Here is a 21,230-nt window from a genome sequence, read left to right as displayed (position 1 = left end):
GTCTTTTTTTTCTGGCCCTCCGCGCCGCCCCCCCCGCCGGGGGGGCCCCCCCCCCCGCCCCCCCCGGGCGGGGGGGGGGGGCGGGGGGGGGGGCGGCCCGCCGCCGCCGCCCCCCCCCCCCCCCCCCCCCCCCCCCCCCCCGGCCCACCCCCCACCACCGGCGCCACAGCACCCCCACCGGACAGCCGCGGGCCGCCGCAGGCACCCCGTCAACGCCGGCGCACAGCAGCCGACCGCCGCAGCCGGCTGATCACCGCCCGCAGCTCCGCCCCGTGCAACGCGGCCTCCTCCGCACCGGCCTCCTCCGCCCCCGCGCCCGCCCCCGACCCCGACCCCGGCCCGGACCCGGACCACAACGCAAGCTCCCGGTCCCGCGGACCGAGCACCGTACGGGCCGGCAGCACCTCGCCGTCCGCCCCCTCCTCCCCGAACACCCGCACCGGATGCTCCGCGTCCCACGCCCGCCACCCCGGCCCCCCGCCGGAGGCGAACCGCACCCACGCCCCGTGCATCTCCCGCGACAGCTCCCCCGGCGCCCCTTCCCCCGCCAGTTTCGCCGACTCCCGCGTCTCCCCCGTGTCGAACACGAACCCCAGCTCCAGCGCATGACACGCCCCCAGCCCCGGCAGCCGCGACGGCCAGGCGAACTCGTACACGTACGCCGTCCCGGCCCGCGCGTCGGCCAGCCGGTGCAACGGCAGCCGCAGCAGATGGTCGGTCACCATCTGCCCCACGGCCTCCGCCGCCCCGGCCTCCGGATGCAGCATCCGGTACCCCCGCGCCACCTCCGGCCCGCACCGGCACCGCGCCCGCGCCCCCGCCAGCGCGACCGCCCCCAGCCGGTCGACCCGCTCCAGCAGCCCGCCCGGCACCAGCCACAGCCGGTACTCGTCCCGGGTCCACCCCAGCAGCAGCTCCGCCCCGGCCGCGGCCGACCCGTCGGTCAGCGCCTCCAGCGGATCGCGCGGCACGAGGTCCCCGTCGACGACGATCCCGAAGGCGGGCCCGCCCAGCACCGGACTGCTCAGCCGCCCCACCTCGGCCTGGGCGCGCAGCAGCAGCTCCCGGTCGACCGCGGCGAACGCCTCCGCGGTGGCCGGCACCTTCAGCCGGGCCGCCATCCGGCGGACCATCCGCCGCACCTTGTCCCGTTCGCTCGCCTCGGGCGGCCCGCTCTGCAGCACGGCCCGCCGGAACAGCCCCTGCGCCTGCGGTGCGGCGATCAGCGCGCCGACGCTGATGGCTCCGGCGGACTGCCCGGCGAGGGTGATCTGTGCGGGGTCGCCGCCGAACGCCGCGACGGACTCGTGCACCCATCGCAGCGCGGCGAGCTGGTCGCGCAGCCCGGCGTTGGGGGGCGCGTCGGGGAACAGCCCGTAGCCCTCGACGCCGAGCCGGTAGTTGACGGAGACGACCACGATCCCGTCGCGCGCGAAGCCGTGCCCCGCGTACACGGGCACGGCGGAGGATCCCCTGGTCAGGGCGCCGCCGTGGAACCAGACCAGCACGGGCAGCCGGGCGCCGGGGTCCGGCCGGGGTGTCCACACGTTGAGGTTCAGGCAGTCGTCGCCGGCGACCACGGGATCGGAGAGGTACTGCGCGAACGCGTCCGAGTAGGGCGGTTTCGGCGGTGTCGGCCCGAACGCGCCGGCGTCGCGCACGCCGTCCCACGGTTCGGGCGGCTCGGGCGGCCGGAACCGCCGGGGCCCGAAGGGGGGTGCCGCGTAGGGGATGCCCCGGAACACCGCGACACCGTGCTCGTACCGGCCGCGCACCGCCCCGTGGGGCGTCGCGACCACTGGTTCCGACCGGCCTTCCGACATGCGCCCCACCAGCCCTTCGCCACAGTGCCGCACCGCAGAGCCCCGCTGCATTTCTGCACCGTTCACATCAGAGCATCACATCGCACGCCTGTATTCCGGTGGAGGGGATCCCGGTTGCGCCACCCGAGGGACCCAGGGGGCACCGGACCAGGCACGACAGCTCCGCACCCAGGAACGACGACCACGAGACCAGGCACGGCAGCCCCGGAACCAGGCACGACACCCCCGGGCCGCACCGGGAGATCACCGCGCTCTTCACGTCCTTCCCCGCCCCACCCAAGACAGGAAGCGCTTTCTATCCAGTGACGTCCGACGGCCCCGGCCGGGATCGGGTACCGCCCGCAGCACGTCCGGCACACGGACTTCGACGCGGCGTCGGCCCGCCGCCGCACGCACGAACTGCCGGCCCTGCCGGAGCCGCCCACCGCGCCGCTCGTCCGTCCGGACCGGATGGCGCCCGGGGTGTACGACGCGCCGGGCGAGCGGGGGCCGAGGATCCCGCACGACGTCGGCGCGGTCGGCCTCGACGACCTGCCGGAGTCCCGCCGGACCGCCCCGCCGCCGACGACGGTCCGTCAGCCGGTCGCCGAGATGGCGGTGACGGCCCTGCGCCTGCTGGTCCGCCTGATGGACGGCGACCGTCCGGAGAACACCCGCACGGAGCTGTCGACGACTCCGGTGGAGCGGGCGAGCGCGGCGGCACCGCGCATCTGACGGATCCTGCGGCGGGACACCACAACGCCCTTCCTTCCAGGGCCACTTGAGCGACCCGCGCCCGGGCGCACGTCCGGGCGCGGTCCACTGTGTCCCGGTCCATCCGCGATTGCGACTCCTGTGCGGTGGGTGAGTCCGGATGCGTACCGAGGCCCGTGAGGTGCGTATCGTGCACGGTCGCAGCGCACGACCGTGGTGAGTCGCCGCGCACGACCGCAGGTGAAAGGCACGACCGATGAAGATCCGTTCGGCTCTGGGCAGCGGCGTCGGCCGGGCCCTCGCCGCCGCACTGGCCACCGTCGCCGTCGTCACGGGTGTGGCGGCCGTCCCCAAGGCCGTACGGGAGGGCGAGCAGGCCGCGTCCGGCGAACTGCCGCTCGGGCCGGGGACTCTGACGGAGACCCGGTCCACGCGGCAGCTGGCCGAGGGGCTGACCCACATCGCGATCGAGCGCGGCGAGGTGTCGGCGGACGACTTCTGGACGGTCACGGTCGGCGTCGGCACGACCGAGGCGGAGGTCGCCGAACTGGAGGGCAGGGTCCGCGCCGCCGGTCACGAGCCGCGGCGGGACGCCACCGCGGGACCGGATCCGGCCGGGCCCGCCGACCGGCCGCTGGGCTGGTTGGTGCGGGTGGGCCGGTACGCCGACCGGGCCGCGGCCGACCAGGTCAGGAGCGCCCTGGTGGGGCAGGGGCTGACCGCCGCCGTGCAGCACACCAGTGAGGACGGCAACCCCACGACCGGCCCCTGGTCGTTGGACGTCCTGATGATCGACCCCGCGCTGTTCCGCGGCCGGCTGCGGTCCGAGCTGGCGAGCGGGATCGTGCCGGGCCGCGAGACCACCTCGTCCGTCGCGCGGCGCACCGGCGCGCTCGCGGCGGTCAACGGCGGCTTCTTCGTCATCACCGGGGACCGGACCACTCCCGGCAACTGGACGGCCGGCACCGAGGGCGACCCGGCCGGAGTCTCGGTGGTGGGCGGCGACCTCGTCTCGGAGGCGGTGAACGGCAGGCCCGCGCTGATCCTGCCGGACGAGTCGGGGCGGCGGGCCGCGGTGCGCCGGACCAGGACCAGTGTCACGGTCCGCACGGCGGACGGGATCACCCGCGAGGTGACGGGCCTGAACCGGCAGGCGGGGCTGATCGTGAACTGCGGCGGCGTCGGCACCCTCACGCCCTTCTCCCACCCCGCGCACGACTTCACCTGCGGCAACGACAACGAACTGATCGCCGTCACACCGAAGTTCGGCACCAGGGCTCCCGAGGGCACGGGGCACCAGGTCACGCTCGACGCCGACGGCGTGGTGACCGCCGTACGGACGAGCCGGGGCGGGTCCGTGCCCGCGCAGGGCTCGCTGCTCCAGGGCACCGGCACCGAGGCGGCCTGGCTGCGCGCGCACGCCCCCGTCGGCGCGCGGCTCATGACCCGCGGGATGGTGGTGAAGACGGACACCGACACCCGGGTGGCGCTGTCGTCGGACTCCTCCGTGGTGGGCGGCGGTCCGCTGCTGCTGCACGACGGTGCGGTGGCCCTCGACCCGGTGCGGGACGGCTGGAGCCCCGAGGACGTCCAGGGCTCGGACCGTGCCCTGCTCTACAACAACTGGTATCTCCAGCGCGCCCCGCGCACCGCGGCCGGTGTCACCGCCGACGGGCGGATCGTCCTGGTCACCGCGGACGGCCGCCGCCCCGGCCACAGCGCCGGCCTGACGGTCGAGGAGACCGCGGCGGTGCTGCGCAGCCTGGGCGCGGTGGAGGCGGTCAACCTCGACGGCGGCGGCTCGACGGCGATGGTGGTGGACGGCGAGCTCGCGGGCATCCCCAGCGACCGCGCGGGCGAACGCGCCGACGGGGACGTCCTCCTCGTCCTGCCCCCGGCAGCCTCCTAGAGCCTGGAGCCGGCACGCCGAGAGCACGCACCTGACGGCGCGCGGCCGCCCTTCGGGCGACGACGCGAATGGTCGGACAGGCCCTAGCCGCCGGCGCCGACGCTGTTGTCGGGGGCCCCGTCGCCGGCCGGGGGGAGGTCGCCTCGTTCCAGGGGGCCGGTGGCCGCCGGGGTCTCGGGGAGGAGGGCGTCGAGCTCGTCGCCGCCGGGGCGGTGGGCGCCGAGGGCGGCCTCGCGCAGGGCGTCGCGGGGGACGTCGCCCTCGGCGGCGAGGCGCAGGACGTGTCCTTCCTTCGGCACCGCGTACTCGCGCCGGGCTCCGGACACCCGGTACCAGGCGTCGCCGTCGCGTTCACAGGCGGCGGGTTCGCCGGACGAGGCGGCGGGCAGGGTGGGGCAGTTCGCGGCGGTCATCGTGCCCCGGTCGACGGTGAGGGTGATCCGGCCGCCCCCTGACCCGCTGTCGACATAGGCGGCGGAGAAGCCGTCGCCGCCGAACACGCCGACGGACTGCCGGGCGAGGACGAAGCCGGGCGGCGCCTCGATGGCGTAGACGTGCTCCGGTGCGATGCCCAACGGCTTGGAACGGGAGGCCAGTTCGGCCCGGGAGGCGGGTGCCGCAGGGGCGCCGGCCTTCCGCTCGGTGCCGCACGCGGTGAGCAGCAGGGGGGCCAGCAGCAGGACGAGAGGCACGCGCGCGGTGGGTCTCATGCACCCATCCTGCCGCACACATGTTCGTGCCCGGGCTCCCGGCCCGTGTCCGTTTCCTTCAAGACGGCCCCGGCGGTCCGTGGCTACGGTGGCCGCATGACTCCACGATTCGACGCCATCGGCCTGGTCGTCGGCGACATGGCCGCCTCCGTCGCCTTCTACCGCCGCCTCGGCTTCGTCTTCCCCGAGGACGCCGGGCGGCAGCCGCACACGGAAGCCGCGCTGCCCGGCGGTACGCGGCTGCTGCTCGACACCGAGGAGACCGTACTGTCCTTCCACCCCAGCTGGCGGGCCCCTTCCGGCGGCGGCCGGGCCGCCCTGGCCCTGCTGTGCGACGGCCCCGAGGAGGTGGACGCCGTGTACGAGGACCTGGTCGCCGCCGGGTACCACGGCGAGCTCAAGCCGTGGGACGCGTTCTGGGGCCAGCGTTACGCCGTGGTCCACGATCCCGACGGCAACGGCGTCGACCTGTTCGCCCCGTCCGGCTCAGCCTCGTAGCCGGCCGGGCGTCGTCCCGGTCAACTCCCTCACCTCACGGCTGAGATGCGCCTGGTCCGCGTAGCCCGCCCGGGCGGCGGTGTCGGCGAGCGGCGCACCGGACCTCGCGAGCGCCAGGGCCCGCTGGAGCCGCAGGATCCGCGCGAGCGTCTTGGGCCCGTAGCCGAAGGCGGCGAGCGACCGGCGGTGCAACTGGCGTGCTCCGAGGCCCAGTTCGTCGGCGAGTGCGCCCACCGGACGGCCGGCGTCCAGGGCGGCGACGATCATCCGCAGGACCGGGTCGGGCGGCTCGACGGCGCCCGACCGCAGCAGCACCGCCTCCTCGAGTCCGCGCGCGGGATCCCCGGCGGCCCCGACCCGCTCGGTGAGCCGTCTCACCTCCCGGGCGGGCCACAGATCGGCCAGCTCCACCCGCCGGTCGCGCAGCTCCCGCGCGGGGACGCCCAGCCACGCGGGTCCGTCGCCGGGCCAGAAGCGCAGCCCCGCCCAGGGGCCGTCCGCGCCGTCGGTGACGTAGGCCCGGGTGTCGGGCCCGGCGACGAGCAGCCGGCCCTCGTGCCACAGCAGGTCCATGCAGCCGTCGGGCAGGACGCGTCCACCGCCGGCCGGGGACGGTGTGTTCGTCCAGACGACGGCGCCCGCGACAAGAGACGGCCTCTCCTCGTACACAGGGACCAGCGTAGGCGTGCCGGAAGGAGCGCGGGGAACCGCGCGGACGGGCACGGACCACGGCGCGTCCGCTGTCACACCCCTCGCAGCCGGAACTCCTGCGGGCTCACGCCGTACGCCCTCTTGAACGCGCTGGACAGCGCGAAGGCGCTCCCGTAGCCGACTCTCCTCGCGATGGCCTCCAGGGTGTCGCCGGTGTCCCGCAGCGCGTCCGCGGCCAGGGCCAGCCGCCACCCGGTGAGGTAGGCCATCGGCGGCTCCCCGACCAGTTCCGAGAACCTCCGGGCCAGGGCCGCCCGGGAGACCCCCGCCTTCGCCGCGAGGTCCGCGACCGTCCAGGGATGCCCGGGATCGTCCTGGATCAGCCGCAGCACCCGTCCCACGACCGGGTCGGCCAGCGCCCGGTACCAGGCGGGCGACTCCGCACCGGGCCGGGAGAACCAGGCCCGCAGCGCGGCGATCACGAGCAGGTCCAGGAGCCGGTCAAGGACGACCTCCTGTCCGGGCTCGTCGCGGACGATCTCCTCCATGAGGACGGGCGTGAGCGGACAGTCCCAGGTGTCGGAGGCCAGGGTGAGCAGCGGCGGAAGCGCGTCCAGCAGCCGCCCGCCGACCTCGCCCGGCCACAGGTAGGTGCCGATCAGGATCAGCGCCTCGCCGTCCGCGGCGGAGCCCCAGGTGCGCACACCGAGGTCCATGGAGCCGTTGAGCGGCCGGCCGTCGGGGTGGCTGCACCCGCCGCCGGGCAGGATCAGCGCCTGCGGGGCGGTGCCGGGGTCGTCGGCGCAGGTGTAGGCGTCGGGGCCGCGCGCGACGGCGAGGTCGCCGGCCCGCAGCCGCACCCCCTCCCCGCCGTCGGGCAGGATCCAGGCGTCGCCGCGCGCCACGAGCATCACGGTGAGCGGCGCCCGGTCCTCCACGCGCACGCTCCACGGCGGGTCGAAGCACGCCCGGATCATGAAGGCGCCGCGGGCGCGGGGCCCGTCCAGCAGGCCGGCGAGGGCATCCATGGGGTCAGCGTAGACGCGCGCTTATGGGAACGAGCCGTTCACCGATGGGCCCGTGCCCGGAGGGCGAGTTGACTGAGGCCATGACGCAGAACACGCAGAGCACGCAGGACACCCAGGACACGCGGAGCGCCCAGGACACACGGAGCACGCGGAGTGCCCAGGGCATGACCGTGGTGGTGACGGGGGCGTCGGGCCGCACCGGCAGCCGGGTGGCCGAGGCGGCCCGGGCCGCGGGGCTGACCGTCCGGGCGGCCTCCCGGGCCCACGGTTTCGACTGGAGCGACCGCTCGACCTGGGCGGACACGCTGCGCGGCGCCGATGCCGCCTATCTCGTGCACCCCACCGACGTGGGCTCGCCGCAGGCCACGCGGGAGGTGGGCGAGCTGGCCCGCGAGGCGGCCGGGCTCGGCGTACGGCGGCTGGTGCTGCTGTCGGCGCGCGGCGAGGACCAGGCGCTGCCGACGGAGGCGGCGGTCGGGGAGGCGGGGACGGACTGGACGGTCGTACGGGCGGCGTGGTTCATGCAGAACTTCAGCGAGGGCCCGCTGGCGGAGGAGCTGCGGGAGAGCGGGCGGCTGGTGTTCCCGGCGGGTGAGGTGCGCGAGCCGTTCGTCGACGTGCGGGACGTCGCGGACGTGGTGGTGGCCGCGCTGACCGGCGGCGACCGGTACGCCGGGGAGACGATCGAGGTGTCCGGGCCGCGGCTGCTGTCGTTCGGGGAGGCGGTCGCCGAGGCGGGGCGGGCCGCCGGGCGGCAGCTGGAGTACCGGGCGGTGCCGGGGGCCGAGTACGGCGAGGTGCTCACCGCGTCCGGGCTGCCCGCGGAGGAGACGGGGTTCCTCGTGGAGCTGTTCGGGACGCTGCTGGACGGGCGCAACGCCCGCCTCTCGGACGGGGTGACACAGGTCCTGGGCCGCGCGCCGCGCGACTTCGCGGACTACGCGCGGGAGACCGCGGCGGTGTGGAGGCGCTGAGCCGCGGTCATGTCCTTCGCGGTCACTTCTCCGGCGGCCGCTGCGGGCCCGGGGGCTTGCCCGGGCTCTTGGCGTGGGTGCGCAGACGGGAGGACACGTCCTCGGGGGGCAGGAAGCGCGACCAGCGCTCGGGGAACTCGGAGGGCATGTCCGGGTCGTCGGGGTCGCTCTCCAGATGCGCGGCGGCGCGGGCGACGTACTCGGCGACCTGCGCCTGGCGCACCCGCTCGTTCGCCTCGCGGGCGGCCGCGGTCGCGGCGGCGGGCCACACCCGGTCGATGGCGGCGTTGACGGCGGCGCCGACCAGCACGGCGAAGGCGGACACGCCGATCCACAGCAGTACGGCGACGGCGGCGGCCAGCGAGCCGTAGATCGTGGCGCCCTCGACGGTGTTGGTGAGGTAGATGCGCAGCAGGAAGCTGCCCAGCACCCACATGCCGAGGGCGACCAGGGCGCCGGGCACGTCCTCGATCCACGGGGAGCGGACGGGCACGGAGACGTGGTAGAGCGTGGTCAGGAAGGCGATGGAGAGCACGATGACCACGGGCCAGTACAGCGCCTGGACCAGGGTCGTCGACCAGGGCAGGACCCGCAGGACCGCGTCCGGCCCGGCCACCATCAGCGGCAGCGCGACCGAGCCGATCAGCAGGGCCACGAGGAACAGCAGGAAGGCCAGCAGCCGGGTCTTGACGATGCCGCGGACGCCGTCGAGGCCGTACATCACGGTGATGGTGTCGATGAAGACGTTCACCGCGCGCGACCCGGACCACAGGGCGAACAGGAAGCCGATGGAGATGATGTCGGGACGGCCGCCCTTCATGACGTCGTCCAGGATCGGCTGCGCGATGTCGTGCACTCCCTTGTCGGACAGGACCGTGCGGGATGCCTCCAGGAGGTTGGTCTCCAGACTGGTGATGGTGTCGGTGCCGGTCCAGTCGTCGACGTAGCCGAGCATGCCGATCATGCTGAGCAGCAGCGGCGGCACGGACAGCAGGGTGAAGAACGCGGCCTCCGCGGCGAGGCCGAGGATGCGGTACTCGATGCACGAGTTGACGGTGTCCTTCAGCAGCAGCCAGGCGGTCCTGCGCTTGGAGACGTTCCGGTAGAGGGCACGCGCGCGGTGGAGACGCCCGGAGGGCTGCCTCGGAGGAGTCGGTTCACTTGCTGGCTGCACGACCCAAAGGTATCCGCCGGAAAGGACTGCAATCACCCTGGTGGGACGGCGGACCCCGACGGGACCGTGTCCCGGGGGTGAGCACTCCGCTACCTGGGGGTAGGTTCCCGGCATGGCACGCAGCACCCACACCGTGACCAATCAGCCCCCGCCGCTCGTCGGCCACGACGTCTTCGGCACCGATCGCGCGCTGGTGGAGGCCGTCGGGCGGCATCTCGGCCCCGACCTGCTCGACGAGTCGCTGGAGGAGCTGTCGGCGCTCGGCCGGACCTCGGGGTCGGCCCAGGTGCAGGAATGGGGGGTGCTGGCCAACGAGCATCCGCCACGGCTGCGCACCCACGACCGGTACGGCAACCGTGTCGACGAGGTCGAGTTCCATCCGTCCTGGCACCGGCTGCTCGGCAAGGGGGTGTCGGCCGGACTGACGTCGGCCTGGTCGAGGCCGGGCGGGCATGTCCGCCGGGCGGCGGCGTTCCTGGTGTGGACGCAGGTGGAGGCCGGCAACGGCTGTCCGCTGTCGATGACGCACGCGGCCGTCCCCGCCCTGCGCACCGATCCCGCGCTGGCCGCCGAGTGGGAGCCGCGGCTGACGTCCACCGTCTACGACCGTGACCTCAGGCCCGCGCGGCTGAAGGCGGGCGCCCTGTTCGGCATGGGCATGACGGAGAAGCAGGGCGGCAGCGACGTCCGTGCGAACACGACGGCCGCACGGCCGCTGGCCGAGGCCGGGACGTACGGGCTGACCGGGCACAAGTGGTTCTGCTCGGCCCCGATGTCCGACGGCTTCCTGGTGCTGGCGCAGGCCCCGGAGGGCCTCACCTGTTTCCTGGTGCCGCGGGTGCTGGACGACGGCTCGCGGAACACCTTCCTGATCCAGCGGCTCAAGGACAAGCTGGGCAACCGTTCCAACGCCTCCGCCGAGGTCGAGTTCGACGGCACCTGGGCACGCCGGGTCGGCGAGGAGGGGCGCGGGGTGCGCTCGATCATCGACATGGTGGCGGCGACCCGGCTGGACTGCGTGCTGGGGTCGGCGGGCCTGATGCGGCAGGCCGTCGCGCAGGCCGTCCACCACTGCTCGTACCGCGAGGCGTTCGGCGGACGGCTCGCCGACAAGCCGCTGATGCGCAATGTGCTGGCCGATCTCGCACTGGAGTCGGAGGCGGCGACCGCGCTGGCGCTGCGGCTGGCGGCGGCGTACGACGACGGCGGTGAGCAGGAGCGCGCGTTCCTGCGCCTGGCGGTGCCGGCGGCGAAGTACTGGGTGACCAAGCGGTGCGCCCCGCTGGCGGTGGAGGCCGCCGAGTGCCTGGGCGGCAACGGGTACGTCGAGGATTCGGGCCTGCCCCGGCTGGTGCGCGAGTCGCCGCTGAACTCGGTCTGGGAGGGCGCGGGGAACGTCCAGGCGCTGGACGTGCTGCGGGCGCTCCGGCGCGAGCCGCAGGCGCTGAACGCCTACCTGCACGAGGTGGGCCGGGCGCGCGGGGCGGACCACCGGCTGGACGCGGCGATCAAGGGGCTGCTGACCGAGCTGGCCGACCTGGACGGCATCGAGGCGCGGGCCCGCCGGCTGGTGGAACGGCTGGCGCTGGTGCTCCAGGGGTCGCTGCTGGTGCGGTTCGCGCCGCCGGCGGTCGCCGACGCGTTCTGCGCGGCCCGGCTGGGGGGCGACGGGGGCGCGGCGTTCGGGACGCTGCCGCACACACTGGATCTGGCCTCGATCGTCGAGCGGGCGCGGCCCGTCGCGTGAACCGGGCGGGGCCGCCGGGTGACGCGCCGGCGGCGGGGGTGGTGCTGCGCCGACACGGCACCACCCCCGCACAACTGGCCCGTGAAGAGGCCACGGAACGCCGCACGGGCGGCGTCGGTCAATGTTCAACCACCGCACTGCTGTTCACCAGGGTTGCAGAGGGTTGCAACTTTCCGGGCGCGGTGACCGGACTGCACCCCTCCGTCCCGAACGGGCGGCACTATGGACACACCATCAGTACACGACCGGAAACCGTCGCCCCCGGGGCTTGACATCCGGTCGCCGTCGGCCCATCCGGGGAGGATCCCGTGGCGAACCCGCCGCTGAACGTGACGCAGCTGGCCGCCGTGGACGCGGCACGGGTGCTCAGCGAGGTGCGCGAGGCGACGCTCTCCGGGCAGCGGACGCGCGTCGCGCCCCGGCCGGTGATCGAGGACTCGTGGGAGCGCATGCTGCGCAGCGGGGTGGATCCGGACCGCGGCTGCCGGTCGGGGCTGCTCCCGCCGGAGGAGGTGCTGCGGCGCCGGGAGGAGTCGCCGCTGCGCCTGGTGCTGCCGGTGCTGCGGGAGGGGCTGCTGTCGGTCGCGGACACCGCCCGGCACATCATGGTCGTCGCCGACGCCGACGGGTGCGTGCTGTGGCGGGAGGGCAGCGCGTCCGTGCTGCGCATGGCGGACCATCTGGGTTTCGAGCCGGGCGCGGACTGGGGGGAGGACGTGGTCGGCACCAACGGTGTGGGCACCCCCGTGGTGGTGCGGCAGCCCGTGCAGGTGTTCGCCTCCGAGCACTTCGTGCGCGCGCAGGCCGGCTGGACCTGCGCGGGGGCGCCGCTCACCGACCCGCGCGACGGCCGGCTGATCGGCGTGGTGGATGTGAGCGGCCCGCTGGAGACGATGCATCCGGCCACGCTCTCCTGGGTCGACGCGGTGGCCAAACTCGCCGAGGCGCGGCTGCGGGAGCTGCATCTGGCCTCGCTGGAGCGGCTGCGGGCGGTGGCCGCGCCGGTGCTGGCCCGGATCGGCGGGCGCGCGCTGGTGATGGACCGGGACGGCTGGACGGCGGCGGTGACCGGGATGCCGTACACCCGCCGGACCGCGCTGCCCGCCTCCCTGTCCGCGGGGCACCGGTGGCTGCCCGGTCTCGGGCTGTGCTCGCTGGAGCCGCTGGGCGGCGGGTGGCTGGTGCGGGCCGCCGCGGACCGGCCCCGGGCGCGGGGCGGCAGCCGGATCGTGCTGGACCTGACGCAGCCGCGCCGCTGGACGGTGACGGTGTCCGGCGAGGCGGGCGAATGGTGCCGTGAGCTGAGCCCGCGCCACGCGGAGCTGCTGTATCTGCTGGCCCGGCGTCCGGGCGGGCGCAGTGCCGCGGGACTGGCGGAGGATCTGTTCGGCGACTCGGGGCGCACGGTGACCGTGCGGGCGGAGATGTCACGGGTACGGCGTTATCTGGAAGGCTTCCTGGAGCACCGGCCGTATCGTTTCTCCGCCGCGGTGGAGGTGACGGTCCTGCTTCCGGACGACCCTCTCGACCTGCTGCCCCACTCCACGGCCCCCGCGGTGCGGGAGGCCCGTCGGCAGTCCGCGGGCTGAAACCGGTTCCGGTTCCGCCTTGGCCGACTTCGTCCGTGAATTTGCCCGGTCCACGCCCCCCGGCACACCCCGCTGACGTAGCATCCCTACGGGCCGCCACAGCCGCTCCTGGATCAACACACGGATCACCAGGCGCAGTTGACCCGGCCCGGGCGGGCCTGGAGAGGGAGCTCATGAAGCAACGCGGCAGACATCGCCGGCGCAGACGGGGCAGGGCGCTGCGCGCGTTCCTGACCGGCACCGCCCTCGCGCTGACCGCCGCCGCCACCATGATCAGCGCCTCCCAGGCCACGGTCGAGGAGGACCCCGGCTCCCTGCGGCCGCTCGCCGCCGACGGGGCCCGGCTGACCGAGGACCTCGTACCGGCCGGTGCCCTGCGCCGGCTCACCGCGTCGATGGGCCGGCCCGTCGGCGTCGCCACCCTGCTCGCCGAGGCCGACCGCACCCTGCGCCCCGCCGCCGAGTGCACCCCCGCCGAGCGTGCCGCGCTGCCGGCCGGGCCCGCCGCGGCCAGCGCGCACTGCTGGGACGCCTCCGGCGGCCGCGCCCTGCGCCCGGGAGCCGTGACCACCTCCGGCGACGCGGACGGCGACGGCCTGTGGGGAGCGCACCGGGTGGTGCTGGCAGGCCGTACCGCCGGCGAGCGGGGCACCCGCCTGCCCCTGCTGTCCTTCGTCGACGCGGACGCCTCCGGCCGGCTCCCCTACGCCTCCGCCCTGCTCGTCGTCCCGGTCGACGGCGGGCGGGACTACCGGGCGCTCCCCTCCGACCTGTCCGGGCTGGTCTGGTACCGGGACAAGCTGCTGGTCGCCGCCGACGACGCCGTCTATGTGTACGACGTGAACCGGACCCTGCGCACGAGCGTCGCCGCGCCCGCGGTCGGCCGGGTGCCCGGCGGCTTCTCGGCGCACGGCCTGCGGTACGTGCTGCCGGCCGTCGGCGCCTACCGGCCCGCCTCCGGCGGCACCCGCCTCGGCGCTCTCGGCCTGGACCGCAGCACGACGCCCGACACCCTGGTCGCCGCCGAACGGACGGCACCGGGCAGCGAGGCCGGAACCCGGCTGTGGCGCTACCCCTTCGGCACGGACCCGGCCCGGCCCGGCCCGCTCGCCGCGGACGCCGAGGGGCGGGTGAGCGCCGTGGAGGCGTACCGGACCGAGGCGTCCGACGTGCGCGGCGTCCTGGCGCACCGCTCCGGCTGGTACGTCAGCCGCGCGGCGGCCGGGGACGAGACCCACGGCACGCTGTGGCGCCAGGACACGGACGGCGCCCGGGCCGCCCGGTGCGGCTCCGAGAGCTCTCCGCACTGCTGGAGCCCCTCGGCGGCGTCCCTCTCCTACTGGGCGCGGACCGGCGAGGTCTGGGCCCAGTCCGGGCGGATGCTGTTCTCCGTGCCGCTGCCGGAGATCGACAGGGCACTGCGGTAGACCGGCGTGGCCGTCGGGTCCCGGCCGCGCCCCGACGACGGACCCGCAGGGACCGAAGACAGCCCGGCACCGCCCCGGCAGACCGACGACGGTCCGACACCACCCCGCCAGCGGACCGGCAGGCACCGACGGCGAACCGCACCGCCCCGGCGACGGACCGGCAGGGCGGCGGCAGACCCACAGGGGCCGACAGTGGACCGGCAGCGCGACGGCAGACCCACAGGCACCGGCGACGGACCGGCACCACCCCGGCGACGGACCCGCAGGGCGGCGGCAGACCCACAGGGGCCGACAGTGGACCGGCAGCGCGACGGCAGACCCACAGGCACCGGCGACGGACCGGCACCGCCTCGATGGCAGGCCCGCAGGGCGACGGCAGAGCCGCAGAGGCCGGCGACGGAACAGCGGGCACCCGCGGTGGACCGGCACCGCCCCGATGACGGACCCGCAGGGCGGCGGCAGACCCGCAGGCGCCGGTGGCGGAACAGCGGGGCGTCGCTCCGGCGGTGCCGCCCGGCTCCGTCCGGGGCCGCGATCGACAGACATCCGGACCAGATGATTCCCTGGCGGGCATGACCCATATCGCCGTGACCACCTGGTCCCTGGAGCAGACCTCGCCCGCCGACCTCCTTCCGGCCGCCGCGCCCGAGGGTGACGTGCGGATCGTGCGCGCCGAGGTGCCCTCGCCCGAGTTCAGCCGCTTCCTGTACGCGTCCGTCGGCGGGGACATCCTGTGGACCGACCGGCTCGGCTGGACCTACGCCCAGTGGCAGGAACATCTGGAGCGCCCGGGCGTGGAGACCTGGGTCGCCTTCGACCGGGGCACACCCGCCGGGTACGTGGAGCTGACCCCGCGGGACGAGGGCGTGGTCGAGATCGAGTACTTCGGGCTGATCCCGGCCTTCCGCGGCCGGCGCATCGGCGGCCATCTGCTGTCGTACGGCGCCGCGCGCGCCTGGGACCTGGCGGAGCGCTGGCCGGACCGTCCGGCGACGAAGCGGGTGTGGCTGCACACCTGCAGCAAGGACGGCGAGTTCGCGATGGACAACTACCTGCGCCGCGGCTTCACGCTGTTCGACACCAAGGTCGAGGAGGAGCGGGTACGGCCCACGCCCGGCCCGTGGCCCGGTGCATACCCTGCCTGACCTGCGCCGACAAGCCTGCGCGCAGATGTTGTGACCGACGACACCCTTGTCTCGAATTTCGGGACAAGGGTGTCCACATTCTGGATGAAGCTGGACTGTGTCCAGATCGCCGTGACACGCTTCCGTCATGTCTGGAACTGGAATTGCCTTGGTGAGTCGGCGACACGTCGACCTCGGCCGCATGTCCAGCGCCATCTGTCCGGCGAGCTGACAGCACAGCGCCCCGCGTTCCCGTTCCCTCGCCTTTTTCCCCTGCGCAATGACGCGCAAGTATGCCCTCGCGCGCCCGCATGCGCAGGTCAGAGCAGCTTTCCCCCGGTCCCGAAGGACGTAACAACCATGGCCGCCAACCCGCAGAACCCCGCCGCCGCGACTCCCCGCCGCAAGGTGAGCCGTCACCGTGGCGAGGGTCAGTGGGCCGCGGGGCACTTCACCCCGCTCAACGGCAACGAGCAGTTCAAGAAGGACGACGACGGTCTCAATGTGCGGACACGCATTGAGACGATCTACTCCAAGCGGGGCTTCGACTCGATCGACCCCAACGACCTGCGCGGCCGGATGCGCTGGTGGGGGCTGTACACCCAGCGCAAGCCCGGGATCGACGGCGGCAAGACCGCGGTCCTGGAGCCGGAGGAGCTGGACGACGAGTACTTCATGCTGCGCGTCCGCATCGACGGCGGCCGGCTCACCACCGAGCAGCTGCGGGTGATCGGCGAGATCTCGCAGGAGTTCGCGCGCGGCACCGCGGACATCACGGACCGGCAGAACGTCCAGTACCACTGGATCCGTATCGAGGACGTGCCCGAGATCTGGAACCGCCTGGAAGCGGTCGGCCTGTCCACCACCGAGGCGTGCGGCGACACCCCGCGTGTGATCATCGGCTCCCCGGTCGCGGGCATCGCCGCCGACGAGATCATCGACGGCAGCCCGGCCATCGACGAGATCCAGCGCCGGATCATCGGCGACAAGGCTTTCTCCAACCTGCCCCGCAAGTTCAAGTCCGCCATCTCCGGCTCCCCGCTGCTGGACGTGGTGCACGAGATCAACGACGTGGCGTTCGTCGGCGTCCGTCACCCCGAGCACGGCCCGGGCTTCGACGTGTGGGTCGGCGGCGGTCTGTCCACCAACCCCAAGCTGGGTGTGCGCCTGGGCGCCTGGGTGCCGCTCGACGAGGTCCCGGACGTCTACGAGGGCGTCATCTCGATCTTCCGCGACTACGGCTACCGCCGGCTGCGCAACCGCGCCCGGCTGAAGTTCCTTGTCGCCGACTGGGGCCCGGAGAAGTTCCGCCAGGTGCTGGAGGACGAGTACCTCGGCGGCCGCCGGCTGATCGACGGGCCCGCCCCCGAGCAGCCCTCCCGGCAGTGGCGCGACCACATCGGCGTCCACCGCCAGCAGGACGGCCGCTTCTACGTCGGCTTCGCGCCGCGGGTCGGCCGGGTCGACGGCGCCACCCTGACGAAGATCGCCGACCTGGCGGAGGCGCACGGCTCGGGCCGGCTGCGGACCACCGTCGAGCAGAAGATGATCGTCCTCGATGTCGAGGAGGACCAGGTCGAGTCGCTGGTCGACGAGCTGGAGGCACTGGACCTCACCGCCCGGCCGTCCTCCTTCCGGCGCGGCACCATGGCCTGCACCGGCATCGAGTTCTGCAAGCTCGCCATCGTCGAGACCAAGCAGCGCGGCTCCCAGCTGATCGACGAACTGGAGCGCCGTCTGCCGGACTTCGACGAGCCGCTCACCATCAACCTCAACGGCTGCCCGAACGCCTGCGCCCGTATCCAGGTGGCGGACATCGGTCTCAAGGGCCAGCTGGTCCTCGACGACGAGGGCCGCCAGGTGGAGGGCTACCAGGTGCACCTGGGCGGCGCCCTCGGCCTGGAGGCCGGCTTCGGCCGCAAGGTCCGCGGCCTGAAGGTCACCTCCGAAGGACTGCCCGACTACGTCGAGCGGGTGCTCAGGCGGTTCCAGGCCGGGCGCGAGGACGGCGAGCGGTTCGCCGTCTGGGCCGCGCGCGCCTCCGAGGAGGACCTGTCGTGAGCGAGCGCGCCGCCCCCTTCTACTGCCCCTACTGCGGCGACGAGGACCTGCGTCCGAACGAGCAGGGCCACGGCGCCTGGGAATGCGCGGCGTGCAACCGCGCATTCCAGTTGAAGTTCCTCGGGCTGCTCGCCCAGGGACTTCAGACCGACTCATCGGGAGGGGACCGCACATGACGACGGCTCAGGACGTGCGTACGGCCGAGGAGCTCAAGGCGCTCGCCGAGCGGGCGGGCCGCGAACTGGAGGACGCATCCGCGCTGGAGATCCTCCAGTGGGCGGTGGACACCTTCGGAAAGCGCTTCTGCGTCACGTCCTCCATGGAGGACGCGGTGGTGGCGCACCTCGCCTCACGGGCCATGCCCGGCGTGGACGTCGTGTTCCTGGACACCGGCTACCACTTCGAGGAGACCATCGGCACCCGGGACGCGGTCGCGGCCGTGATGGACGTCAACGTCATCACGATCACCCCGCGCCAGAGCGTCGCCGAGCAGGACGCCGAGTACGGCCCCCGGCTGCACGACCGCGACCCCGACCTGTGCTGCAAGCTGCGCAAGGTGCAGCCGCTCCAGGAGGGGCTGACGGACTATCAGGCATGGGCGACCGGCCTGCGCCGCGACGAGTCCCCCACCCGGGCGAACACCCCGGTCGTCGGCTGGGACGAGAAGCGGCAGAAGGTCAAGATCTCGCCGATCGCCCGCTGGACCCAGGACGACGTGGACGCGTACGTCACCGAGCACGGCGTCCTGACCAACCCGCTGCTGATGGACGGCTACACCTCCGTCGGCTGCGCCCCGTGCACCCGGCGTGTCCTGGAGGGCGAGGACGCCCGTGCCGGACGCTGGGCCGGCCGCGGCAAGACCGAGTGCGGGCTGCACGGATGACGAACGACCAGATACAGGAGAACCACGTGACGACCGGAGCCACCGTCTGGCTCACGGGTCTGCCGAGCGCCGGCAAGACCACCATCGCGTACGAGCTGGCCGGCCGGCTGCGCGAGGAGGGCCACCGCGTCGAGGTGCTCGACGGCGACGAGATCCGCGAGTTCATCTCGGCGGGCCTCGGCTTCACCCGTGAGGACCGGCACACCAACGTGCAGCGGATCGGCTTCGTCGCCGAACTGCTGGCCCGCAACGGCGTGCTGGCCCTGGTCCCGGTCATCGCGCCGTACGCCGACAGCCGCGACGCCGTGCGCAAGCGGCACGAGGCGCACTCCACGCCGTACGTCGAGGTGCACGTGGCCACTCCGGTCGAGGTGTGCAGCGTGCGGGACGTGAAGGGCCTGTACGCCAAGCAGGCCGCGGGCGAACTGTCCGGCCTCACCGGGGTCGACGACCCCTACGAGGTGCCGGAGAGCCCCGACCTGCGGATCGAGTCGCAGAACCAGACCGTGCAGGAGTCCGCGGCGTCGCTCCACACGCTGCTCACCGAAAGGGGCCTGGCATGACGACCGTCGCCTCCGTCCACGAGGACACCGACACCCCGTACGCCCTCTCGCACCTGGACGCCCTGGAGTCCGAGGCCGTCCACATCTTCCGCGAGGTGGCGGGCGAGTTCGAGAAGCCGGTGATCCTGTTCTCCGGCGGCAAGGACTCCATCGTCATGCTGCACCTGGCGCTGAAGGCGTTCGCCCCGGCGCCGGTGCCGTTCACGCTGCTGCACGTCGACACCGGGCACAACTTCCCCGAGGTCATCGAGTACCGCGACCGCGCGGTGGAGAAGCACCACCTGCGGCTGCACGTCGCCTCCGTGCAGGACTACATCGACCGCGGTGTCCTCAAGGAGCGCCCGGACGGCACCCGCAACCCGCTCCAGACGCTGCCGCTGACGGAGAAGATCCAGTCGGAGAAGTTCGACGCGGTCTTCGGCGGCGGCCGCCGCGACGAGGAGAAGGCCCGGGCCAAGGAGCGGGTGTTCTCGCTGCGGGACGAGTTCTCGCAGTGGGACCCGCGCCGCCAGCGGCCCGAGCTGTGGAACCTGTACAACGGCCGGCACGCCCCGGGCGAGCACGTCCGCGTCTTCCCGCTGTCCAACTGGACCGAGCTGGACGTGTGGCAGTACATCGCCCGCGAGGGCATCGAGCTGCCGGAGATCTACTACGCCCACCGCCGTGACGTGTTCCGGCGCAGCAACATGTGGCTGACGGCGGGCGAATGGGGCGGGCCCCGGGAGGACGAGCAGGTCGAGAACCGGCTCATCCGCTACCGGACCGTCGGCGACATGTCCTGCACCGGGGCCGTCGACTCCGACGCCGACACGATCGAGAAGGTGATCGCCGAGATCGCCGCCTCCCGGCTGACCGAGCGCGGCGCCACCCGCGCCGACGACAAGCTCTCCGAGGCCGCGATGGAAGACCGCAAGCGCGAGGGGTACTTCTAAGCATGAGCACGACCACGACCGAGGAGCTCTCGGCCACCACCCTGCTGCGGTTCGCCACCGCCGGCTCCGTCGACGACGGCAAGTCCACGCTGGTGGGCCGGCTGCTGCACGATTCCAAGTCGGTCCTCGCCGACCAGCTGGAGGCCGTGGAGCACGCCTCCCGCAACCGGGGCCAGGAGGCCCCCGACCTCGCGCTCCTCACCGACGGCCTGCGCGCCGAGCGGGAGCAGGGCATCACCATCGACGTGGCCTACCGCTACTTCGCCACGGCGCAGCGCCGGTTCATCCTCGCCGACACCCCGGGTCATGTGCAGTACACGCGCAACATGGTCACCGGCGCCTCCACGGCCGAGCTGACGGTCATCCTGGTCGACGCCCGCAACGGCGTGGTCGAGCAGACCCGCCGGCACGCCGCGATCGCCGCGCTGCTGCGCGTCCCGCACGTCGTCCTCGCCGTCAACAAGATGGACCTCGTGGCCTACCAGGAGTCCGTCTTCGCCGCGATCGCCGAGGAGTTCACGGCGTACGCCACCGAGCTCGGTGTCCCCGAGGTCACCGCGATCCCGATCTCGGCGCTGGAGGGCGACAACGTGGTGGAGCCCTCCGCCCACATGGACTGGTACGGCGGCCCCACCGTCCTGGAGCACCTGGAGACCGTGCCGGTCACCCACGACCTGGCCCACTGCCACGCCCGGCTGCCCGTGCAGTACGTGATCCGCCCGCAGACCGCCGAGCACCCCGACTACCGCGGCTACGCGGGCCAGATCGCGGCCGGCACCTTCCGGGTCGGCGACGCGGTCACCGTGCTGCCCTCCGGCCGCACCACCACGATCTCCGGGATCGACCTGCTGGGCGAGCCGGTCGACGTGGCCTGGACGACGCAGTCGGTGACGGTGCTGCTCGCGGACGACATCGACGTCTCGCGCGGCGACCTGATCGTGCCGACCAAGGACGCGCCCGCGACCACCCAGGACGTGGAGGCGACCGTCTGCCACGTCGCCGACCAGCCGCTGGCCGTCGGCCACCGGGTGCTGATCAAGCACGGCACCCGCACGGTCAAGGCGATCGTCAAGGACATACCGTCCCGCCTCACGCTCGACGACCTGTCCCTGCACCCGCACCCGGGACAGCTCGTCGCCAACGACATCGGCCGTGTGAAGATCCGCACCGCGGAGCCGCTGCCCGTCGACTCCTACGCCGACTCGCGCCGCACCGGTTCGTTCATCCTGATCGACCCGGCCGACGGCACCACGCTCACCGCGGGCATGGTCGGCGAGTCCTTCGCCGCTCCGGAGCCGGTCAAGGACCGCGCCGAGGACGACGGGTGGGACTTCTGAACATGAACTCAACGGACTACTACTCCACGTTCGCCAAGGAGGGCGGCCGCGTCGGCAGCGGCGCCGTCGGCAGCGGGCAGGGCGGAGTGGCGCGATGTGTGCGTTGA

At 73.9% G+C, this 21,230-nt stretch carries 20 protein-coding genes; 15 read left to right on the top strand and 5 right to left on the bottom strand.

Going from position 1 to position 21,230, the window contains the following annotated elements; all coding sequences use genetic code 11:
* Positions 1–209: 209 nt before the first annotated feature.
* On the bottom strand, positions 210–1,823 hold the full coding sequence (locus ACIQGV_RS01525; RefSeq protein ID WP_402488841.1) for a carboxylesterase/lipase family protein: 1,614 nt from the start codon (positions 1,821–1,823) through the stop codon (positions 210–212).
* A gap of 327 nt (positions 1,824–2,150) precedes the next feature.
* Between ACIQGV_RS01525 and ACIQGV_RS01520 the strand changes: the two genes are divergently transcribed.
* Both ACIQGV_RS01520 and ACIQGV_RS01515 read left to right on the top strand, forming a co-directional pair.
* The gene (locus tag ACIQGV_RS01520) at positions 2,151–2,537 is read left to right on the top strand and encodes a substrate-binding domain-containing protein (RefSeq protein WP_402489476.1); all 387 of its coding nucleotides are present in this window, start codon (positions 2,151–2,153) and stop codon (positions 2,535–2,537) included.
* 235 nt (positions 2,538–2,772) lie between these two features.
* Positions 2,773–4,425: a phosphodiester glycosidase family protein gene (locus ACIQGV_RS01515; protein ID WP_402488838.1), complete on the top strand. Its 1,653-nt coding sequence runs from the start codon at positions 2,773–2,775 to the stop codon at positions 4,423–4,425.
* Between the two features lie 83 nt (positions 4,426–4,508).
* Here ACIQGV_RS01515 and ACIQGV_RS01510 read toward each other — a convergent pair whose 3' ends face one another.
* Positions 4,509–5,135, bottom strand: coding sequence for a hypothetical protein (locus ACIQGV_RS01510; RefSeq protein ID WP_402488836.1), 627 nt, complete (start codon positions 5,133–5,135; stop codon positions 4,509–4,511).
* A 96-nt stretch (positions 5,136–5,231) separates the two neighbouring features.
* On the opposite strand from ACIQGV_RS01510, the gene ACIQGV_RS01505 reads away from it, so the two are divergent.
* On the top strand, positions 5,232–5,633 hold the full coding sequence (locus tag ACIQGV_RS01505) for a VOC family protein (protein WP_402488833.1): 402 nt from the start codon (positions 5,232–5,234) through the stop codon (positions 5,631–5,633).
* Here ACIQGV_RS01505 and ACIQGV_RS01500 read toward each other — a convergent pair.
* Together ACIQGV_RS01500 and ACIQGV_RS01495 are read right to left on the bottom strand one after the other, a co-directional pair.
* Entirely contained in the window at positions 5,622–6,302 is a 681-nt protein-coding gene (locus tag ACIQGV_RS01500) for a helix-turn-helix domain-containing protein (protein ID WP_402488831.1), read from the bottom strand. The two genes, ACIQGV_RS01505 and ACIQGV_RS01500, sit on opposite strands and share 12 nt — an antisense overlap.
* A gap of 74 nt (positions 6,303–6,376) precedes the next feature.
* The gene (locus ACIQGV_RS01495) at positions 6,377–7,312 is read right to left on the bottom strand and encodes an AraC family transcriptional regulator (protein ID WP_402488829.1); all 936 of its coding nucleotides are present in this window, start codon (positions 7,310–7,312) and stop codon (positions 6,377–6,379) included.
* An 80-nt stretch (positions 7,313–7,392) separates the two neighbouring features.
* Here ACIQGV_RS01495 and ACIQGV_RS01490 point away from each other — a divergent pair, with 80 nt between their 5' ends.
* Positions 7,393–8,286, top strand: a complete 894-nt coding sequence (locus ACIQGV_RS01490; protein ID WP_402488826.1) for an NmrA family NAD(P)-binding protein — start codon at positions 7,393–7,395, stop codon at positions 8,284–8,286.
* 22 nt (positions 8,287–8,308) lie between these two features.
* Here the strand turns inward: ACIQGV_RS01490 and ACIQGV_RS01485 are convergent, their stop codons facing one another.
* Positions 8,309–9,460 (bottom strand): YihY/virulence factor BrkB family protein, encoded by a 1,152-nt coding sequence (locus tag ACIQGV_RS01485; protein WP_402488824.1) that lies wholly within the window; start codon positions 9,458–9,460, stop codon positions 8,309–8,311.
* A gap of 112 nt (positions 9,461–9,572) precedes the next feature.
* Between ACIQGV_RS01485 and ACIQGV_RS01480 the strand changes: the two genes are divergently transcribed.
* From ACIQGV_RS01480 to ACIQGV_RS01430, 11 genes are all read left to right on the top strand, one after another.
* A complete protein-coding gene (locus ACIQGV_RS01480; protein WP_402488822.1) occupies positions 9,573–11,207 on the top strand; it encodes an acyl-CoA dehydrogenase family protein in 1,635 nt (544 codons plus the stop codon).
* Positions 11,208–11,515: 308 nt separating this feature from the next.
* Entirely contained in the window at positions 11,516–12,796 is a 1,281-nt protein-coding gene (locus ACIQGV_RS01475) for a GAF domain-containing protein (RefSeq protein ID WP_402488819.1), read from the top strand.
* 173 nt (positions 12,797–12,969) lie between these two features.
* The gene (locus tag ACIQGV_RS01470; RefSeq protein WP_402488816.1) at positions 12,970–14,223 is read left to right on the top strand and encodes a hypothetical protein; all 1,254 of its coding nucleotides are present in this window, start codon (positions 12,970–12,972) and stop codon (positions 14,221–14,223) included.
* A 572-nt stretch (positions 14,224–14,795) separates the two neighbouring features.
* Complete coding sequence (locus tag ACIQGV_RS01465; protein WP_402488813.1) at positions 14,796–15,368, top strand: GNAT family N-acetyltransferase; 573 nt, start codon at positions 14,796–14,798, stop codon at positions 15,366–15,368.
* Positions 15,369–15,495: 127 nt separating this feature from the next.
* Complete coding sequence (locus ACIQGV_RS01460) at positions 15,496–15,579, top strand: putative leader peptide (RefSeq protein WP_309486338.1); 84 nt, start codon at positions 15,496–15,498, stop codon at positions 15,577–15,579.
* Between the two features lie 128 nt (positions 15,580–15,707).
* Positions 15,708–17,408 carry a nitrite/sulfite reductase gene (locus ACIQGV_RS01455; protein WP_402488811.1) on the top strand — a complete coding sequence of 567 codons (1,701 nt, stop codon included), beginning with the start codon at positions 15,708–15,710 and terminating at the stop codon, positions 17,406–17,408.
* On the top strand, positions 17,405–17,584 hold the full coding sequence (locus ACIQGV_RS01450) for a hypothetical protein (protein WP_402488809.1): 180 nt from the start codon (positions 17,405–17,407) through the stop codon (positions 17,582–17,584). Before ACIQGV_RS01455 ends, ACIQGV_RS01450 begins: the two co-directional genes overlap by 4 nt.
* Entirely contained in the window at positions 17,581–18,291 is a 711-nt protein-coding gene (locus ACIQGV_RS01445; protein WP_402488806.1) for a phosphoadenylyl-sulfate reductase, read from the top strand. The genes ACIQGV_RS01450 and ACIQGV_RS01445 overlap by 4 nt, the downstream gene beginning before the upstream one ends.
* Positions 18,288–18,854 (top strand): adenylyl-sulfate kinase, encoded by a 567-nt coding sequence (cysC, locus tag ACIQGV_RS01440; RefSeq protein WP_402488803.1) that lies wholly within the window; start codon positions 18,288–18,290, stop codon positions 18,852–18,854. The genes ACIQGV_RS01445 and cysC overlap by 4 nt, the downstream gene beginning before the upstream one ends.
* Positions 18,851–19,786, top strand: a complete 936-nt coding sequence (gene cysD / locus ACIQGV_RS01435) for a sulfate adenylyltransferase subunit CysD (protein ID WP_402488800.1) — start codon at positions 18,851–18,853, stop codon at positions 19,784–19,786. Before cysC ends, cysD begins: the two co-directional genes overlap by 4 nt.
* Before the next feature lie 2 nt (positions 19,787–19,788).
* Positions 19,789–21,123 (top strand): sulfate adenylyltransferase subunit 1, encoded by a 1,335-nt coding sequence (locus tag ACIQGV_RS01430; RefSeq protein WP_402488798.1) that lies wholly within the window; start codon positions 19,789–19,791, stop codon positions 21,121–21,123.
* Positions 21,124–21,230: the final 107 nt, after the last annotated feature.

The organism is Streptomyces sp. NPDC093094, assembly GCF_044754345.1.
In the GTDB taxonomy this organism is placed as follows: Bacteria; Actinomycetota; Actinomycetes; order Streptomycetales; family Streptomycetaceae; genus Streptomyces.
Note: the sequence above shows the minus strand (reverse complement) of the source record. Positions and strands in the feature narration are given on the sequence as shown.